This window comes from Mesorhizobium sp. BH1-1-4, from assembly GCF_020165665.1.
Classification (GTDB): domain Bacteria; phylum Pseudomonadota; class Alphaproteobacteria; order Rhizobiales; family Rhizobiaceae; genus Mesorhizobium.
Genome location: NZ_JAIUIN010000026.1, coordinates 24,726 through 43,469, shown reverse-complemented (window position 1 = coordinate 43,469; position 18,744 = coordinate 24,726). Strand labels below are relative to the sequence as shown.

At 64.5% G+C, this 18,744-nt stretch carries 15 protein-coding genes, 1 pseudogene and 1 riboswitch; of the genes and pseudogenes, 5 read left to right on the top strand and 11 right to left on the bottom strand.

All coding sequences use genetic code 11. The annotated features are described in order from the left end of the window. From LB569_RS27955 to LB569_RS27905, 11 genes and pseudogenes are all read right to left on the bottom strand, one after another. Entirely contained in the window at nucleotides 1-621 is a 621-nt protein-coding gene (locus tag LB569_RS27955; RefSeq protein ID WP_224540148.1) for an NADH-quinone oxidoreductase subunit J, read from the bottom strand. Between the two features lie 261 nt (nucleotides 622-882). Then, nucleotides 883-1,374, bottom strand: a complete 492-nt coding sequence (nuoI, locus tag LB569_RS27950) for an NADH-quinone oxidoreductase subunit NuoI (RefSeq protein WP_023812382.1) — start codon at nucleotides 1,372-1,374, stop codon at nucleotides 883-885. Further along, nucleotides 1,374-2,417 carry an NADH-quinone oxidoreductase subunit NuoH gene (gene nuoH, locus LB569_RS27945; protein ID WP_224694898.1) on the bottom strand — a complete coding sequence of 348 codons (1,044 nt, stop codon included), beginning with the start codon at nucleotides 2,415-2,417 and terminating at the stop codon, nucleotides 1,374-1,376. The genes nuoI and nuoH overlap by 1 nt, the downstream gene beginning before the upstream one ends. Before the next feature lie 2 nt (nucleotides 2,418-2,419). Then, nucleotides 2,420-4,501 carry an NADH-quinone oxidoreductase subunit NuoG gene (gene nuoG, locus LB569_RS27940; protein ID WP_224694897.1) on the bottom strand — a complete coding sequence of 694 codons (2,082 nt, stop codon included), beginning with the start codon at nucleotides 4,499-4,501 and terminating at the stop codon, nucleotides 2,420-2,422. 73 nt (nucleotides 4,502-4,574) lie between these two features. Beyond that, on the bottom strand, nucleotides 4,575-5,270 hold the full coding sequence (locus tag LB569_RS27935; protein WP_224694896.1) for an NADH-ubiquinone dehydrogenase: 696 nt from the start codon (nucleotides 5,268-5,270) through the stop codon (nucleotides 4,575-4,577). A gap of 65 nt (nucleotides 5,271-5,335) precedes the next feature. Beyond that, complete coding sequence (gene nuoF, locus LB569_RS27930; protein WP_140701779.1) at nucleotides 5,336-6,640, bottom strand: NADH-quinone oxidoreductase subunit NuoF; 1,305 nt, start codon at nucleotides 6,638-6,640, stop codon at nucleotides 5,336-5,338. 22 nt (nucleotides 6,641-6,662) lie between these two features. Next, nucleotides 6,663-7,673: pseudogene (gene nuoE, locus LB569_RS27925) on the bottom strand (NADH-quinone oxidoreductase subunit NuoE); the annotation flags it as partial. Continuing rightward, entirely contained in the window at nucleotides 7,674-8,864 is a 1,191-nt protein-coding gene (locus tag LB569_RS27920; RefSeq protein ID WP_224540138.1) for an NADH-quinone oxidoreductase subunit D, read from the bottom strand. It abuts the pseudogene before it with no gap. Then, entirely contained in the window at nucleotides 8,864-9,466 is a 603-nt protein-coding gene (locus LB569_RS27915; protein WP_224694895.1) for an NADH-quinone oxidoreductase subunit C, read from the bottom strand. Before LB569_RS27915 ends, LB569_RS27920 begins: the two co-directional genes overlap by 1 nt. Nucleotides 9,467-9,470: 4 nt before the next feature. Continuing rightward, nucleotides 9,471-10,052 (bottom strand): NuoB/complex I 20 kDa subunit family protein, encoded by a 582-nt coding sequence (locus LB569_RS27910; protein ID WP_015317338.1) that lies wholly within the window; start codon nucleotides 10,050-10,052, stop codon nucleotides 9,471-9,473. Next, nucleotides 10,043-10,408 (bottom strand): NADH-quinone oxidoreductase subunit A, encoded by a 366-nt coding sequence (locus tag LB569_RS27905; protein WP_006335683.1) that lies wholly within the window; start codon nucleotides 10,406-10,408, stop codon nucleotides 10,043-10,045. Before LB569_RS27905 ends, LB569_RS27910 begins: the two co-directional genes overlap by 10 nt. Before the next feature lie 335 nt (nucleotides 10,409-10,743). On the opposite strand from LB569_RS27905, the gene LB569_RS27900 reads away from it, so the two are divergent. From LB569_RS27900 to cobG, 5 genes are all read left to right on the top strand, one after another. Next, nucleotides 10,744-11,943 carry a winged helix-turn-helix domain-containing protein gene (locus LB569_RS27900; RefSeq protein WP_140701783.1) on the top strand — a complete coding sequence of 400 codons (1,200 nt, stop codon included), beginning with the start codon at nucleotides 10,744-10,746 and terminating at the stop codon, nucleotides 11,941-11,943. Nucleotides 11,944-11,972: 29 nt separating this feature from the next. Further along, a riboswitch (cobalamin riboswitch) is annotated at nucleotides 11,973-12,178 on the top strand. Between the two features lie 37 nt (nucleotides 12,179-12,215). After that, nucleotides 12,216-12,650 (top strand): DUF1636 family protein, encoded by a 435-nt coding sequence (locus LB569_RS27895; protein ID WP_224694894.1) that lies wholly within the window; start codon nucleotides 12,216-12,218, stop codon nucleotides 12,648-12,650. Then, on the top strand, nucleotides 12,647-13,699 hold the full coding sequence (cobW, locus tag LB569_RS27890) for a cobalamin biosynthesis protein CobW (protein WP_224694893.1): 1,053 nt from the start codon (nucleotides 12,647-12,649) through the stop codon (nucleotides 13,697-13,699). Before LB569_RS27895 ends, cobW begins: the two co-directional genes overlap by 4 nt. An 18-nt stretch (nucleotides 13,700-13,717) precedes the next feature. Then, the gene (locus tag LB569_RS27885; RefSeq protein WP_224694892.1) at nucleotides 13,718-17,257 is read left to right on the top strand and encodes a cobaltochelatase subunit CobN; all 3,540 of its coding nucleotides are present in this window, start codon (nucleotides 13,718-13,720) and stop codon (nucleotides 17,255-17,257) included. After that, nucleotides 17,254-18,744, top strand: a complete 1,491-nt coding sequence (cobG, locus tag LB569_RS27880) for a precorrin-3B synthase (RefSeq protein WP_224694891.1) — start codon at nucleotides 17,254-17,256, stop codon at nucleotides 18,742-18,744. The genes LB569_RS27885 and cobG overlap by 4 nt, the downstream gene beginning before the upstream one ends.

Below are 18,744 nucleotides of genomic sequence, written 5' to 3'. Positions count from 1 at the left end.
TCAGACTCCTTCGCCCGACTTGACCTTGCGGATTTCCATGCCGGTCGCCGGCGTGCGGCCGACCTGGGCTGCGATCGACTGCCGCTTGACCCCTTCCTTGTGGCGCAGCGTCAAGACGATGGCGCCGATCATGGCGACCAGCAGGATGAGGCCCGAAATCTGGAAGTAGTAGAGGTAGTCGGTATAGAGGATGTCGCCGAGCGCGGCCGTGTTAGAACGCGCGGCGAGGTCCGGAATTGGCTTTGCGACCGTCGAGGCGAGTTTTGGCGCGAAGGTGTAGCCGCCGAGCACGATGATCAGCTCCGCCGCCAGGATCAGCCCGACCAGCGCGCCGATCGGCGCGTATTGCAGGGCGCCGCTCTTCAGCTCGGCGAAATCGACGTCGAGCATCATGACGACGAACAGGAACAGCACCATCACCGCGCCGACATAGACGACGAGCAGGATCATCGCCAGGAACTCGGCGCCGGTCAGCATGAACAGGCCGGCGGCGTTGAAGAAGGTCAGGATCAGGAACAGCACCGAATGCACGGGGTTGCGCGACGAAATGACCATGAACGCCGATGCCACCGCGACAAAGGCGAAGAGGTAGAAAAAGGCCGCCTCTAGTCCACTCAGCATTGGGGATCCCCCGGGTTCCTGTCCAAACAGGACGCTCGTCCTGTTTGTTGTCTTTGGCTTCGTCCCGCCTCCGGTAGCGAAGCCGCGTTGTCCTTAGACGTGCGACGTCGCGCCGTCCACTTTCTTGTTCCTTCTCCCCGTTCACGGGGAGAAGGTGGCCCGAAGGGCCGGATGAGGGGCAGCGCGGAGATTTGCAGCCTTGGCGCCGCCCTCATCTGCCTGCCGGCATCTTCTCCCCGTGAATGGGGAGAAGCACGCTAATCACCGATAAGGCGAGTCCAGCGAGATGTTGCGCGCCAGTTCGCGCTCCCACCGGTCGCCATTCGCCAACAGCTTGTCCTTGTCGTAGTAGAGTTCCTCGCGCGTCTCCGTCGCGAACTCGAAATTCGGCCCCTCGACAATGGCGTCGACCGGGCAGGCTTCCTGGCAGAAGCCGCAATAGATGCACTTCACCATGTCGATGTCGTAGCGCACCGTGCGGCGCGTGCCGTCATTGCGGCGCGGCCCGGCCTCGATGGTGATGGCCTGCGCCGGGCAGATCGCCTCGCACAATTTGCAGGCAATGCAGCGTTCCTCGCCATTGGGATAGCGGCGCAGCGCATGCTCGCCCCGGAAGCGCGGGCTGGTCGGCCCCTTCTCATGCGGATAGTTGATCGTCTCCTTCGGCGCGAAGAACTGGCGCATCGACAGGAAGAAGGCGCTGACGAAATCCTGCAGCAGCAGCGATTTTGCGGCCTGGGACAGAGCGGACATCACGCAAACCCCGTGATCTTGAGGAAGGCCGCGGTGGCGACGACCATGAACAGCGAGATCGGCAGGAACACTTTCCAGCCCAGCCGCATCAGCTGGTCGTAGCGGTAGCGCGGCACGAAGGCCTTCACCATCGAGATGCCGAAGAACACGAAGCAGACCTTCAGCACGAACCAGATGACGCCCGGCACCCAAGTGAAGGGCGCGAAGTCGAAGGGCGGCAGCCAGCCGCCGAGGAACAGGATGGTGGCCAGCGCGCACATCAGGACGATGGCGACATACTCGCCCAGGAAGAACAGCAGGAACGGCGTCGAGGAATATTCGACCATGTGGCCGGCGACCAGCTCCGATTCGGCTTCCACCAGATCGAAGGGCGGCCGGTTCGTCTCGGCCAGCGCCGAGATGAAGAAGATGATGAACATCGGGAACAGCGCCAGCCAGTTCCAGTCGAGGAAGGTGTTGGGCAGGCCAAGCCGTGTGCCAATTCCGTCATGCTGCGACAGCACGATATCGCTGAGGTTGAGCGAGCCGGCGGTCAGCAGAACGGTGACGATGACGAAGCCGATCGAGACCTCGTAGGACACCATCTGCGCTGCCGAACGCAGCGCGCCGAGGAACGGATATTTCGAATTGGACGCCCAGCCGCCCATGATCACGCCATAGACCTCGAGCGAGGAGATCGCGAAGACATAGAGGATGCCGACATTGACGTTGGCGATCGCCCAGCCCTCATTGACCGGAATGACCGCCCAGGCCGAGATCGCCAGCACCGCCGAAACCAGCGGCGCCAGGAGGAACACGCCCTTGTTGGCGCCGGACGGGATGACCGGTTCCTTGAAGACGAATTTCAGCAGGTCGGCAAAGGCCTGCAGCGTACCCCAGGGGCCGACGACATTCGGGCCGCGGCGCAGCTGCACCGCCGCCCAGATCTTGCGGTCGGCGTAGAGAATGTAGGCGACGAAGACCAAAAGGATAACGATCAGCACGACCGATTTCAGGAGGATCAACAGCGCCGGCAGCACGTAGAAGGCAAAGAAGGTGTCCATGCTTATTCCGCCGCCTGCTTGAAGCCGCTCTTGGCCAATGCCGAGCATTCAGCCATCACGGCCGACGCGCGCGCGATCGGATTGGTCAGGTAGAAATCCGTGACCGGCGAGGTGAACGTGCCCTTGTTCAGCCGCCCGCCGAGCTTCGCCACATTGGCGATGTCCTCGGCATTGCCGGCCGCGACCTGGTCGATGCGGGCCAGATGCGGGTATTCGCCATAAAGCTTGGCACGCAGCTGCGGCAGCGAGTCGAACGGCAGCTTCTTGCCCAGCACATCCGATAGGGCTCTCAAGATCGCCCAATCCTCGCGCGCATCGCCCGGCGCGAAGCCGGCGCGGTTGGTCTGCTGCACACGCCCCTCGGTGTTGACGTAGGTGCCGGACTTCTCCGTATAGGCGGCCGCCGGCAGGATGACATTGGCGCGGTGCGCGCCGGCGTCGCCATGCGTGCCGACATAGACGACGAAGGCGCCGCCGGTCTTCGACATATCGATCTCGTCGGCGCCGAGCAGGAACAGCACATCCGTCTCGCCAAGCATGCCGGCTACGGCCTTGCCGCCCTCGCCCGGCACGAAGCCGAGGTCGAGGCCGCCGACGCGCGCCGCCGCATTGTGCAGCACGGCAAAGCCGTTCCAGTCGGCGCGGGCAGCATTCACGGCAGCGGCGAGCCTGGCCGCCTGGCCGAGCACCGCCGCGCCATCGGCGCGCGCCAGCGCACCCTGGCCGACGATGATCAGGGGATGCGTCGCCTTCTTCAGCGTCTGGAAGAACTTGCCGTTGCCGTCCGCCAGATCCTTCAGCGAATCCGGTCCGGCGCCCAGCTGTTCATAGTCATAGCGTGTGTCGCCGATATCGCCGACGACGCCGACCGGGAGATTGCCGAGACGCCAGCGCTTGCGGATGCGGGCATTGAGCACCGAGGCCTCGTAGCGCGGATTGGCACCGATGATCAGCACCGCGTCGGCCTGTTCGATGCCTTCGATGGTCGGGTTGAAGATATAGCTGGCGCGTCCGAGCGCCGGATCGAGTGCGGCGCCATCCTGGCGGCAATCGGTGTTCTTCGAGCCCAGCGAAGCCATAAGGAGCTTCAGAGCGTAGATTTCCTCGACCGCCGCCAGATCGCCTGATATCGCGCCAATCTTGTCGGGAGCTGCCGCCGAAACCGCGCCCTTGATCGCCGCGAAGGCCTCGGCCCAGCTTGCCGGAACCAGCTTGCCGTCCTTGCGTACATAGGGGCGGTCGAGGCGCTGCGTGCGCAGGCCGTCCCAGATGAAGCGGGTCTTGTCGGAAATCCACTCCTCGTTCACCTGCTCGTTGACGCGCGGCAGGATGCGCATCACTTCGCGGCCACGGCTGTCGACGCGGATCGCCGAGCCGACGGCGTCCATGACGTCGATGGATTCGGTCTTGGTCAGTTCCCACGGCCGCGCCTGGAAGGCGAAAGGCTTGGAGGTCAGCGCGCCGACCGGGCAGAGATCGATGACATTGCCCTGCAGCTCCGAGGTCATCGCCTGTTCGAGATAGGTGGTGATCTCCGCATCCTCGCCACGGCCGATCAGGCCAAGTTCGGAAATGCCGGCAACCTCGGTGGTGAAGCGGACGCAGCGCGTGCAGTGGATGCAGCGGTTCATCACCGTCTTGACCAGCGGGCCGATATACTTGTCTTCGACCGCGCGCTTGTTCTCGTGATAGCGCGAGGAATCGACGCCGAAGGCCATCGCCTGGTCCTGCAGGTCGCACTCGCCGCCCTGGTCGCATATCGGGCAATCCAGCGGATGGTTGATCAGCAGGAATTCCATCACGCCTTCCCGGGCCTTCTTGACCATCGGCGTGTTGGTGAAGATTTCCGGCGGCTCGCCATTGGGGCCGGGGCGCAGGTCGCGCACGCCCATGGCGCAGGAGGCCTGAGGCTTGGGCGGCCCGCCCTTCACCTCGATCAGGCACATGCGGCAATTGCCGGCGATCGACAGCCGCTCATGGAAGCAGAAGCGCGGCACTTCCGCGCCAGCGTCCTCCGCCGCCTGCAGCAGCGTGTAGTGGTCGGGTACAGTGATTTCTTTCCCGTCGACCTTGAGCTTTGCCATTCGTCTCAAACCCCTGCGGATTTCCCGCAATCTCATTTTCCGGGCGCGGCAGACGCAGCGCCCGACATTTCATTCACTTCTTCGCGGCCAGCGCCGTGGCCTGGCCTGTCCAGTCGTCGCGGCCGATGCGGCCGTTGAACGACAGATAATCGTCGACCCAGGCGATCTCCTGCGGCGACCATGCGGCGATCTGGGCGTAAGTCCAGACACCCAGGCCGTTCAGCACCTTCTCCAGCTTCGGGCCGATGCCCGATATCGCCTTCAGGTCCGAAGGCTTCGCCGGCCTGTCCATGGCCTTGGGCTGGCGGAAATCCTCGGGCATCAGCACGTCGGGCACATCGCCCGTCGCCGGACGCGCGGCGGCCGCTGGCGCCGTGGTGGCGGCTTCCCTGGCGGCAATGTCGGTGACTTCCTGGGCAAAGGACTGCGCCTCGGCGATCAGGGTCTTGGCCGTCGCCCGCGCCCGGGTGGACGAAGAGTTCGCATCCTCGAATTGCTCGATCCTGGCCTCGAAATCCTCGATCAGCGGCTGCATGAGGCGCTGCGACGCCTCGGCGGCTCCCGAAAGCGCGCCCATCCAGACGCCGAACGCATGATTGGCGAGCCCGATGCCAAGCGCCGACATCGCCGCCGCACCCGCGACAGGATGCACGAAAAGGTTGACGGCGCTGGCCATCTCCTTCGGCATCATCCTGGTCAGGTCCTGGTTCATCTTCTCGATCTGGTCCAAATTAGGCATCAATGGGTAGGGTGTCGAATACGGCGCCATAGGGTTCTCCTGGTCGTTTCTTCGTTCGCCCCGCCCCGTTTTCTTCCCGCCTTCAAAGTTTCTTCTTATTCAGCCGCCACCATCACCGGTTCGGCCCGGTGCGCGTTGCGCGAAAACTCGTCGATGCGCCGCTCCACCTCGCCGCGGAAATGCCGCATCAGGCCCTGGATCGGCCAGGCGGCCGCGTCGCCCAGCGCGCAGATCGTATGGCCCTCGACCTGCTTGGTGACGTCGAGCAGCATGTCGATCTCGCGCTTCTGCGCCTCGCCGCGCACCAACCGCTCCATCACCCGCCACATCCAGCCTGTGCCCTCGCGGCACGGCGTGCACTGGCCGCAGCTCTCGTGCTTGTAGAAGTAGGACAACCGCGCGATCGCCTTTACGACGTCGGTCGACTTGTCCATGACGATGACCGCCGCCGTGCCGAGGCCGGACTTGAGGTCGCGCAGCGCGTCGAAGTCCATCGGCGTGTCGATGATCTGCTCGGCCGGCACCAGCGGCACCGAGGCGCCGCCCGGAATGACCGCCAGAAGATTGTCCCAGCCGCCGCGAATGCCGCCGCAATGCGTCTCGATCAGTTCACGGAACGGGATCGACATCGCCTCTTCTACGGTGCACGGATTGTTGACGTGGCCGGAGATGCAGAACAGCTTGGTGCCGACATTGTTGGGCCGGCCGAAGGACGAGAACCAGGCAGCCCCCCGTCGCAGAATGGTCGGCGCCACGGCGATCGATTCGACATTGTTGACCGTGGTCGGGCAGCCATAGAGGCCGACATTGGCCGGGAATGGCGGCTTAAGCCGGGGCTGGCCCTTCTTGCCTTCGAGGCTTTCCAGCAGCGCCGTTTCCTCGCCGCAGATATAGGCGCCGGCGCCGTGATGCATGTAGATTTCGAAATCGTAGCCCGATGTGTTGTTCTTGCCGATCAGCTTGGCCTCGTAAGCCTCCTCGATCGCCCGCTGCAACGCCTCGCGCTCGCGGATGAACTCGCCGCGCACATAGATGTAGGCGGCAATCGCGCCCATGGCGAAGCCGGCCAGAAACGCGCCTTCGACCAGCGTGTGCGGATCGTTGCGCAGGATATCGCGGTCCTTGCAGGTGCCGGGCTCGGATTCGTCGGCGTTGATGACGAGATAGCTCGGCCGGCCGTCGCTCTGCTTGGGCATGAACGACCATTTGAGGCCGGTCGGGAAGCCGGCGCCGCCGCGTCCGCGCAAGCCGGACGCCTTCATCTCGTTGACGATCCAGTCACGGCCCTTGGCAATGAGCCCCGGCGTGTTGTCCCAGGCGCCGCGCGCCATGGCGCCGGCCAGCGACTTGTCGAAGAGGCCGTAGATGTTGGTGAAGATGCGGTCTTTGTCCTGAAGCATTTTTCGTCCCTCAGACCGGCTTCTTGGTCGGCTTGGCGGCAGGCTGCTTGGTCTCCGGCGCCTTGAAGGCGCTGCCCGGTTCGGCCCGGTTCTTCGGTCCACTGCGTTGCTTTGGAGTCGCCTCGACCTCAGGAGCGGCCTTGTTGGCGTTGGCGGCCGAGTGGAGTGGTGCCGCAACGCTGGCAGCGCTCTCGGTGACCGGCGCGACCTTGGCCGGCGACGGCGTCTTCAACGTCGGGTTGGTCTCCGGCGCTGCGGTCTTTGGCCTGCTGGATTTTGACGGAGCGACCGGACCGGGCGCGGCTGGCGCGGCGGGGGCCGCCGGTGCCGGCACTGGCGCGGCGATGATCGCGTCTGGCGCCGCCTTGGCGGCCCTGGCCGCTTCCCGGGCTTCCCGATCGCGGGTCGATTTGAGGATCGCCTTTTCACTCTTCAGCGTGGTGAGGCCGGAGGCCGGCTCCGAGCCGGTGCGGCCGTTCTGCGGCCCCGGCGCCACCGAAGCGCCCTTGCCGGCATCGTAGAGATCGATGATTTCGGCCAGCCGTTCCGGCGTCAGATCCTCGAACGTATCCTTGAACACCATGACCATCGGCGCGTTGACGCAGGCGCCGAGGCACTCGACCTCCTCCCACGACAAGGTGCCCTTGTCGTTGGTGTGGAACTGGTCGTGGTGGATTTTCGAGCGGCACACATCCATCAGCGCTTCCGAGCCGCGCAGCATGCAGGGCGTGGTGCCGCAGACCTGGATATGCGCGCGGGTGCCGACGGGATTGAGCTGGTACTGCGTGTAGAAGGTCGCGACCTCGAGACCGCGAATACGCGGCATGCCGAGCATGTCCGAAATCGTCTCGATCGCCGCCTTGGTGACCCAGCCTTCCTGCTCCTGCGCTATCATCAGCAGCGGAATGATCGCCGACTGCTCGCGCCCCTTCGGATATTTCTTGATCCACTGCTTGGCCGCCGCCGCATTCGCCTTGTTGAAGGCGAAGGACGCTGGCTGGACGCTGGCTTCTGCGAGACGGCGGACTGACATTTAGCGATCGACCTCACCAAACACGATGTCGAGGGAGCCAAGAACGGCGGTGACGTCGGCCAGCATGTGGCCGCGGCACAGGAAATCCATGGCTTGCAGATGCGCGAAACCCGGCGCGCGCAGCTTGCAGCGGTACGGCTTGTTGGTGCCGTCGGAGACGAGATAGACGCCGAACTCGCCCTTCGGCGCCTCGACCGCCGCATAGACCTCGCCGGCCGGCACGCGATAGCCCTCGGTGTAGAGCTTGAAATGGTGGATCAGCGCTTCCATCGAGCGCTTCATCGCCTGGCGTTTGGGCGGCACCACCTTGCCGTCGAGGTTCGACACCGGGCCGGTGCTTTCCTTGCCGAGCAGGAGATCGACGCACTGGCGCATGATCCTGGCCGACTGGCGCATTTCTTCCATGCGAACGAGGTAACGGTCGTAGCAGTCGCCGTTCTTGCCGATCGGGATGTCGAAATCCATCTCCGAATAGCATTCATAGGGCTGCGACTTGCGCAGGTCCCATGGCGAACCCGAGCCGCGCACCATGACGCCCGAAAAGCCCCAGGCCCAAGCATCTTCCAGCGAAACGATGCCGATATCGACATTGCGCTGCTTGAAGATGCGGTTGCCGGTGAGCAGCTTGTCGAGATCGTCGATCGACTTCAGGAATGGATCGATCCACTTGCCGATATCCTCGACCAGCTGGCGCGGCAGATCCTGGTGGACGCCGCCGGGGCGGAAATAGGCGGCGTGCATGCGCGAGCCGGAGGCGCGCTCATAGAACACCATCAGCTTTTCGCGCTCGACGAAGCCCCACAGCGGCGGCGTCAGCGCGCCGACGTCCATTGCCTGCGTCGTCACATTGAGAATGTGCGACATGATGCGGCCGATCTCGCAATAGAGCACGCGGATCAGCTGGCCGCGCCTCGGCACCTCGATGCCGAGCAGGCGCTCGGCCGCCAAGGCAAAGGCGTGCTCCTGGTTCATCGGCGCGCAATAGTCGAGCCGGTCGAGGTAAGGCACCGCCTGCAGATAGGTTTTTGCCTCGATCAGCTTTTCCGTACCGCGATGCAAGAGCCCGATATGCGGATCGACCCGATCGACCACTTCGCCGTCCAACTCCAGAACCAGCCTCAGAACACCATGCGCGGCAGGGTGCTGAGGTCCGAAATTGATGTTAAAGTTGCGAACGGAGGTTTCAGCCATTACTGCTTTGCCTTCTCATCCCCTGGCAGCACGTAATCCGTGCCTTCCCATGGGGACAGAAAATCGAAATTGCGGAATTCCTGCTTCAGTTCCACAGGCTCGTAGATGACGCGCTTGGCTTCGTCGTCGTAACGCACTTCGACGAAACCGGTGAGCGGGAAATCCTTGCGCAGCGGATGGCCTTCGAAACCGTAGTCGGTCAGCAGGCGGCGCAGGTCCGGATGGCCCGAGAACAGCACGCCATAGAGATCGTAAGTTTCGCGCTCGAACCAATCGGCGCCGGGATAGACGCCGGTGATCGAAGGCACCATCGTCTCCTCGTCGGCCTGCACCTTGATGCGAATGCGAACATTCTGCTTCGGCGAAAGCAGGTGATAGACGACGTCGAAGCGCTTGGCCCGCGACGGATAGTCGGCACCGCAGACATCGATGATCGAGATGAACTGGCAGCGCGCATCGTCGCGCAGGAAGGCCATCACCTCGATCAGGTTTTCCGGCTCGACGTGAACGGTAAGCTCGCCATAAGCGAGCACAGCGTCACTGAAGCGCCCAGGCAGCTTCTCGCCGAGATAGGTCGACAGTTCGCTAAGGGATGCGGCCATGGATTTACCGTTCGATCGTGCCGGTGCGGCGAATCTTCTTCTGCAGGAGAAGAATGCCGTAGAGCAGGGCTTCGGCACTCGGCGGGCAGCCGGGCACGTAGATGTCCACCGGCACGACCCGGTCGCAGCCGCGCACCACCGAATAGGAATAGTGATAGTAGCCGCCGCCATTGGCGCACGAACCCATCGAGATGACGTAGCGCGGCTCCGGCATCTGGTCGTAGACCTTGCGCAGCGCCGGCGCCATCTTGTTGGTCAGCGTGCCGGCGACGATCATGATGTCGGACTGGCGCGGAGACGCGCGCGGCGCGACACCGAACCGCTCTGAATCGTAACGCGGCATCGAGGTGTGGATCATCTCGACCGCGCAGCACGCCAGACCGAAGGTCATGAACATGAGCGAGCCGCTGCGCGCCCAGGTGATCAGCGCCTCGGTCGAGGTGACCAGAAAACCCTTGTCGGCAAGCTCATTGTTGATTTCGAGGAAGAAGGGATCGTCCTCCCCCACCGGCCTGCCGGTGTTGGGATCGATAATACCTTTGGGCTTCGGCGCGACGAGGGTGCCTGAACTGTCGTTCAATCCCATTCCAGCGCTCCTTTTTTCCATTCATAGGCAAAGCCGATGGTCAGCACTGCCAAAAAAACCATCATTGACCAGAAACCGAGCATGCCGATCTTCGAGAAGGACACTGCCCAGGGGAAGAGGAAGGCGACTTCCAGGTCGAATATAATGAACAGGATCGACACCAGGTAGAAGCGGATGTCGAATTTCATGCGGGCGTCGTCGAACGAGTTGAAACCGCACTCGTAGGCGGAAAGCTTTTCGGGATCCGGGTTGCGGTAGGCCACCAGGAACGGCGCGACCAGCAGCGCCAGGCCGACGACCAGTGCCACGCCGATAAACAGGACGATGGGCAGGTACGAACTGAGAAGTGCGTTCATGCAGCGGCTTTCCGTTGGCGCCAATCCACTTTGACTACAGCACCGAACCTTAATGCGGAAGCGTGACAGATTAACCGCTGAACCGTTTTAAGGGGGCCTATGCTGCAACGCGGCGAGGGTTAGCGCAGCACTTCCAGCGAAGCAAGTCAAACCTTGTTCAAAACAACGAGCTGGACGGCATTCCGGGAGAAACTGGTCTCATACGCTCCTGTTTGATTTCCTTCGCTTTTTACTCCACTTTTCTCTCCTGACAGGATTGCCACCAAAACCCTGCTAGCATGGGCTGGAATCACCCCATCACATCTTTGTCAAAGCACCCTCAGAGTGACGCCTGCATGAAGGAAAAGATCTCGCTTGCCACCGCCCGGCGCATCGCGCTCGCCGCGCAGGGGTTTCTCGACCCCCGCCCCGCCGGCACGCCCGACCGCCGCCATTTCGCCCGCGTTCTGTCCCGCACCGGCCTGCTGCAGATCGATTCCGTCAGTGCGGTGGTGCGCGCACATTACATGCCGCTCTATTCGCGTCTTGGCCCCTATCCCCTCGCCTTGCTCGACAACGCCGCCGTGACGCGCAAGCGCACCGTGTTCGAATACTGGGCGCACGAGGCCTCCTTCCTGCCGGTCGAGACCTACCCACTGATGCGCTGGCGCATGCGGCGCGCCGAGCAAGGCGACGAAATGTATCTGGGGCTGGCCAAATGGGGCCGCGAGCACGCCGCCTATATAGAAGAGATCTACCGCGAGGTCGTCGAGCGCGGGCCGATCGCCGCTTCGGCGCTCGAAGGCCAGAAAGGCTCCGGCGGCTGGTGGGGCTGGAGCCACGCCAAGCACGCCTTCGAATGGCTGTTCTGGGCCGGCCGCATCACCACGGCGCACCGACGCGGTTTCGAGCGCTTCTATGACCTGCCGGAACGCGTGCTGCCGCAGGCGATCCTCGACCTGCCGGTGCCGGCGGCCGAGGACGCGCACCGCGAATTGCTGCGCATCTCCGCCCGCGCCCATGGCGTGGCGACATCGGGCGACCTGCGCGACTATTTCCGCCTGTCGCCGGCCGATATGAAAGGCCGGCTGGAGGAACTGGTCGAACTCGGCGACTTGCTGCCGGTCCGTGTCGAGGGCTGGGACAAGCCGGCTTACCTTCACAAGGACGCCCGTATGCCGCGCAAGATCGAGGCCCGCGCCCTGCTGGCGCCGTTCGATCCGGTCGTCTTCGAGCGCTCGCGCTCGGAACGGCTGTTCGATTTCCACTACCGCATCGAAATCTACACGCCGGCTGACAAGCGCCAATATGGCTACTATGTCCTGCCCTTCCTGCTTGGCGACAGGATCGTGGCGCGCGTCGACCTCAAGGCTGACCGGCCGGCCAGTGTCCTGCGCGTCCACGCGGCTTATGCCGAGCCCGGCGCACCGCCAGAGACGGCGGCTCAGCTCTTCGAGGAATTGAAGCAGATGCAGGGCTGGCTAGGCCTCGAACGCATGGAGGTGACGCCTGCCGGCGATCTGGGCCCGGCGCTGGCCGACATCACGGTGTCGTAAGCTCGCGTTGACACCGCTGCCCGCAAGAGCCTAAATCCGATCCAGACGGTCTCCTCTCAGCAAAGGGAGGAGCCAAGAGGGAATGCGGTGCGGGCTGAAAACCCAAATCCGCGGCTGTCCCCGCAACTGTAAGCGAAGAGCCAAGGCCGAAAGCCACTGGGATTGTCCCGGGAAGGCGGCTACCCAAGGCGATGACCCGCGAGCCAGGAGACCTGCCGTCTGGAATGCAAGAATCCGATCGCCCGGCGGGTTTTCCGGGCAAGGAGCCTGATTTGGATCGCGACAGCAGTTTTTCGGCTGAAACAACAGACGTTTTGTCCGGCGAGGGTGATTCCCTGGCCGGCGTGACCGTCATCGTCTGCGCCTCGTGCCGCGACGAGACCGGCTCCGACGCCAATCCCCGGGCCGGCGAAATTTTGGCGGAAGACACGCGCCAGGCCGCCTCGGGCGAGAACATCCGCATCCGCACGGTCGAATGCCTCGGCAATTGCAAGCGCCGGCTGAGCGCCGCGATCCTGCGCGACGGCTGCTGGAGCTATGTGTTCGGCGACCTGACCACAACCAGCGGCGCCGATCTCGTCACCGGCGCCAAGCTCTTCGCCACCTCGACCGACGGCCTCATTCCCTGGCGGGGCCGGCCCGATAGCCTCAAGCGTGGCCTCGTTGCCCGCATCCCTCCTCTCGACATGCTGAAGGACTTGACATGACCGCTCCAAATTCGGCCGGCAATCTCTCCCGCGTTCCCTGCACCGTCGTTACCGGCTTCCTCGGCGCCGGCAAGACGACACTGGTTCGCCATCTCCTGGAAAATGCCGGCGGCAAGCGCATTGCCATCATCGTCAACGAGTTCGGCGACATCGGCATCGATGGCGAAATCCTCAAAGGGTGCGGCATCGACACCTGCCCCGAGGAAAACATCGTCGAACTGGCCAATGGCTGCATCTGCTGCACCGTCGCCGACGATTTCGTGCCGGCGCTCGACCAGATCCTGTCGCTGACGCCGAAGGTCGACCACATCCTGATCGAAACCTCCGGTCTCGCTCTCCCCAAGCCTCTGGTTCAGGCTTTCCAGTGGCCTACGGTGAAGAGCCGGGTGACCGTCGACGGCGTCATCGCCGTGGTCGACGGTCCCGCACTTGCCGAGGGCCGCGTCGCCAACGACATGGACGCCCTGCAGGCGCAGCGCGCCGGGGATGACAGCCTCGACCATGACGATCCGGTCGAGGAAGTGTTCGAGGACCAGATCGCCTGCGCCGACCTGATCATCCTGTCGAAGAGCGACCTGATGGATGCCGCCGGTTCGGCCCGCGCCAACGCCATCGTCAACGAGCATTCCGCCCGCGCCGTGAAGATCGTGCCGACGTCTCATGGCAAGGTCGATCCCTCGGTGCTGCTCGGGCTTGGTCTTGCCGTCGAGGACGACATCGAGAACCGCAAGTCGCATCATGACGGCGCGTTCGATCATGAGCACGATGATTTCGACACCTTCATCGTCGACATCCCCTCGATCGCCAATCCGGACGAACTGGCCAAGCGCGTCACAGAGGCCGCCGAACAGGAAAACGTCCTCCGTGTGAAGGGTTTCGTCGAGGTCGGCGGCAAGCCGATGCGGCTCCTGCTGCAGGCCGTCGGCCCGCGCGTCAATCATTACTATGACCGTGCCTGGACGGCTGATGACGACCGCCGCTCGCGCCTCGTCGTCATCGGCCTCAAGGGGCTGAACCGTCCGGCGATCGAACGTATCCTCGCCGGCTGATTTCAGACACGGACCGCGATGCACATCCTCACCACGACCTCCGCCTCGCTCGACGACCTCGCCGAGCCTGTCGATCTCCGGCAGACGCCGGCGGATATCGTGGCCCTGTCCTTCACCGACAGCGATCTCGCCGGACTGGCGGCGGCATGGAAGGCGCAAGCCGATCGCCTGCCCTCGATGCGGCTCGCGTCACTGCGCGACCTGCGCCATCCCATGTCCGTCGACCTGTGGATCGACAGTGTGGCCCGCCACGCCAGGATCATCCTGGTGCGCATCCTCGGCGGCTACGACTGGTGGCGTTATGGTTGCGACCAGCTCGCCGCGATTGCCCGCGAACGCGGCATCAAACTGGCGCTGCTTCCCGGTGAAAGCCACGACGAGGATCTCAGGTTGATCGAATCCTCGACGCTGCCGCGCGCCGACCTCGACAGCCTTCTCGGCTATTTCCGCGAAGGCGGCCCGGCCAATATGAGCGCGCTGGTGCACAGGCTGGCAGGCCTGGCTGGACAGGACACGTCGGTCGCCAGTCCGGTCAGTGTGCCGAAGGCCGGTTACTATCAGTCTGGATTGGGGGTCGTGGAGAAGCCGGACCTTTCAATGGTCGGCGCTCCCGTCGTCCCAATTCTTTTCTACCGATCGATGCTGCTTGCAGCCGATGTCGCACCCATAGACGCTCTTTTTGAAGCTTTGGAGCAACGCGGCATGCTCCCGATTCCCATCTTCGTCTCCAGCCTGAAAGACCCGGTGTCCCTGGCCTTTGTCGAAAATGCCCTCGCCTCGCTGAAACCCGCCGCCATCATCACCGCGACCGCTTTCGCCTCCGGTGCCGAGCCCGGCGTCGAAACCCTGTTCGACCGCGCTGGCGTGCCCGTCTTCCAGGTCATCGTCGCCACCACGCGCCGCGATGTCTGGGAAAACAACCAGCGCGGCCTGGCGCCCGCCGACCTCGCCATGCATGTCGTGCTGCCCGAACTCGACGGCCGCATCCTTGCCGGTGCCATTTCCTTCAAGGGCGAGAGCGATGTCGATCCCGCACTTGGCCATCGCGCGCTGGCCAACCGGCCGGAGCCGGATCGCGTGGCGCAGGTGGCGGGGCGTGTGGCGGCTTTCATACGCCTTCAGGAGACGCCCCGTGCCGAGCGCAAGCTCGCCATCCTCATTCCCGATTATCCCAGCGCTCCTGGCCGCACCGGCTATGCCGTTGGCCTCGATGTGCCGTCGAGTGTGTTGGCCATGCTGCACGACTTGAGCGAACAGGGCTATGTGGTTGGAGAGATTCCGCAAACGCCGCGTGAATTGCTGGATGCGCTGGAGCGGAGCCAAGGCGGGCTGGGGCTGGAGGATTATTTGGCCTTCTCTACGGAGTTGCCGATAGTGGCAATTGCTCCAGTAGAAGCCGCTTGGGGAAAGGCCGATGACGAGACAGGATTGCGCGAGGCGCCCCCCTCTGTCCTGCCGGACATCTCCCCCTCAAGGGGGGAGATTGAGCTGTCATCGCCGATTTCGCCAATCCCAAACGTTGAAAGTGGAGCGCCGCCAGCGAAGCTGCTGATCTCCCCCCTTGAGGGGGAGATGTCCGGCAGGACAGAGGGGGGCGCCTCGCGCAGACCTTCGCTATCAAGCAAAAAACACTTCCCCTTCCGCGCCGCCACCTTCGGCAACATCACTGTCGCCCTCGCCCCTGATCGCGGCCGTTCCGCCGACCGCCGCGCCGACTATCACGACCCGACGCTCCCTCCACGCCACGCGCTGATCGCCTTTGGCGTGTGGCTGCGCAGATCGCTCGGCGTCCATGCCTTAATCCATGTCGGCGCCCACGGCACGCTGGAATGGCTGCCGGGCAAGACCGTCGCGCTTTCGCAAAACTGCTTCCCCGAAATCGTCACCGGCTCCCTGCCGGTCATCTATCCCTTCATCGTCTCCAACCCCGGCGAGGCAGCACAGGCCAAGCGCCGCATCGCCGCCGTCACCCTTGGCCATCTGCCACCGCCGCTGACAGGCGCGGGGTTGGACGAAAACCAGCACAAGCTCGAACGCCTGGTCGATGAATACGCCCAGGCCGACGGCCTCGACCGCCGCCGCCGCGACCGTCTCGCCAGGCTGATCGTCGACACCGCGCAAAAGACGGGCCTCGCTTCCGAAGCCGGCGTCGCGAAAACCGACGCACCCGACGAAGCGCTGCGCCGCATCGATGCCTGGCTCTGCGATCTCAAGGATTTCGCCATCAAGGATGGACTGCATATCTACGGCCGCGTGCCCGGGGACGAACCCGACGCCATACGCCGCCAAAGCGCGGAAGCCGAGAAGTCGGCACTGCTCGCCGCGCTCGATGGCCGTCACGTCAAGGCCGGCCCGGCCGGCGCTCCCGCACGGGGCCGCTCGGACGTGCTTCCAACCGGCCGCAATCTGTTCACCTCGGACCCGCGCACCATGCCGACGCCGACCGCCTACGACCTGGGCAAAGCGGCGGCGGAAGAAGTGGTGCGGGCCTACCTGCAATCGCATGGCGACTGGCCGCGTTCGCTGGTCATCGATCTCTGGGGCTCGGCCTCGCTGCGCACCGGCGGCGAGGAGATCGCGCAAGGCCTGGCGCTGATGGGCTGCCGGCCGCAATGGGACACTGCCACGGGGCGCATCACTGGCATCGAGGTGTTGCCGCCGGCCACGCTCGGCCGTGCGCGCGTCGATGTCACCTGGCGCATCTCAGGCCTGTTCCGCGACATGTTCCCGACCCAGATCGCCCTGATCGACGCCGCCGCCAACGCCGTCGCCGCACGCGACGAGGACGATTCGGAAAACCCGCTCGCGGCAAAAACCCGTGCCGACGGCAAGGTCAGCCCGCGCATCTTCGGCACCTCGCCCGGCACGTACGGCGCCGGCGTCGAGGATTTGCTGTCGGGCGGCGACTGGGGTGCGCGCGAAGAGATCGGCCGCGCCTATCTCGACGCCACCTCGCATGCCTATGGCGGCGCCGGCGGCGAAGGCGTCTCGGCGCCCGGAGCGTTTGAAGGCCGCATCGCCGAAGCCGACCTTCTCGTCCACACCGGCGACGATCCCGGCCGCGACATTCTCGAGGGCTCGGCCGACGTCGCCTTCATCGGCGGCTTTTCGGCCGCCCTGGCCGCACTCGGCAGGAACGCCGACGTCATCGTGCTCGACACCACCGATCCGCAAAAACCGAAGCCGCGCTCGGTCGGCGAGGCTGTCTCGCGGGTGGTGCGCGCCCGCGCCGTCAACGCCCGCTTCATCTCAGGCCAAATGCGCCACGGCCCGCGCGGCGCCTCCGAATTCGCCGAAACGGTCGACCGGCTGGTCGGCTTCGCCGAAACCACCCATGCCATTCCGGGCGCGCTGATCGAGGCCGTGCACGATGCCTATCTCGGCGATCCTGAGGTCCGCGCCTTCATCTTGCGCGAAAATCCCGCCGCCGCCAAAGTCATCGCCGAGCGTTTTCTCTCGGCGCGCCGGCGTGGCCTCTGGCATCCCTTGCGCAATTCCATCGACGACGATCTCGCCGCGCTGATTGCCGAAGCCAACGCGCTCGGGGTGGCGGCATGAACGCCTTCTCGCGCCGTGGTGCCTGCCCTGCTCTGTCGGCGCCGATGCAGACAGGCGACGGCCTGCTGGTGCGGCTCAATCCGGTGGATGGTGGCCCATCTTCTGGAGGGTTGTCGCCGAAGCTGTTGATCGGGATCGCCGAATCCGCCTTGCGGCACGGCAACGGCATCATGGAAGTGACGGCGCGCGGCAGCCTGCAGATACGCGGGCTGACGACGGAAAGCGCTGCCTTGCTGGCGGCGGAGATCGATGCATTGGGAATCGCGGTGCGCACCGGCGTGCCGGTCGAGACCGGCCCGCTGGCAGGCATTGACCCTCAGGAGATCGCCGACCCGCGACCGCTGGCTGAGCGAATCAGGGTGGCCATCGATGAAGCCGGGTTGACACAGCGGCTGGGGCCGAAGGTTTCGGTGATCGTCGACGGCGGCGGACAACTGACGCTGGACGCGGTGACGGCGGACATGCGGCTTGTTGCGGTGAGCACCGATGCGGGAATCCGGTGGCGGGTGTCGGTTGCCGGTGACGGGCGGAATGCAAGGCTGCTCGCGGTTGCTGATGAAGGTGTGGCTCGTGATATAGCCGTCGCGGCTCTAAGGATGATCGCCGAGAAAGGCCGCGAGGCTCACGCAAGGGATTTGTCGGAGAGGCAGTTGGTGTCCCTGGCGGGTTGGCTATGCCTGACAAATTTGCGCGAGGCGCCCCCCTCTGTCCTGCCGGACATCTCCCCCTCTAGGGGGGAGATCGGCAGCTTCGACGCCGGATTTTCTTTAGCGACACCGGAAATTGGCGAAACCGTCGGCGACCACGTAATCTCCCCCCTTGAGGGGGAGATGTCCGGCAGGACAGAGGGGGGCGCCTCGCGCAAACCTATCGGCCTTTTCCCCTTGGCCGGCGACGTCTCCAATCTCGGCATCGGCCTCCCCTATGGCAGCATGCCAGCGGACAAAATCATCGCCGTCGCAAAAAGCGCCCTCTCCGTAGGCACCACCGAAATCCGCCTCGCCCCGGGCCGCGCCATGCTCTTCCTTGGCCAGCCATCAGCCGCCAACCAACCCCTGCAAGACACAGCCACCGCCCTCGGCTTCGTGACCTCCCCCGCCGATCCGCGCACCCGCATCGCGGCCTGTCCCGGCACGCCGGCCTGCGCCTCCGGCCGCATCGCCACCCGTGACATCGCCGAGACGATCGCCGCTGAAAACACTGATATCCTTCACTTCACCCTGCACATTTCCGGCTGCGCCAAGGGCTGCGCGCATCCCGGTCCGGCGGCGCTGACCATCGTCGGCGGCGAAAACGGAGCCGGACTTGTCGTGAACGCGACGGCGAAGGCCCTTCCTGCCGGCTACAGGCCGGGCTATGACGCCGCGCGCGGCTTCGGTCGCGTCGCGGCAATGATCCGCAGCGCACGACATCAAGGCGAAACCGCCGCCGCTTGCCTGACAAGGCTGGGCACGGCCGGCATCGCCGAGACCTATCAACAGGAATGA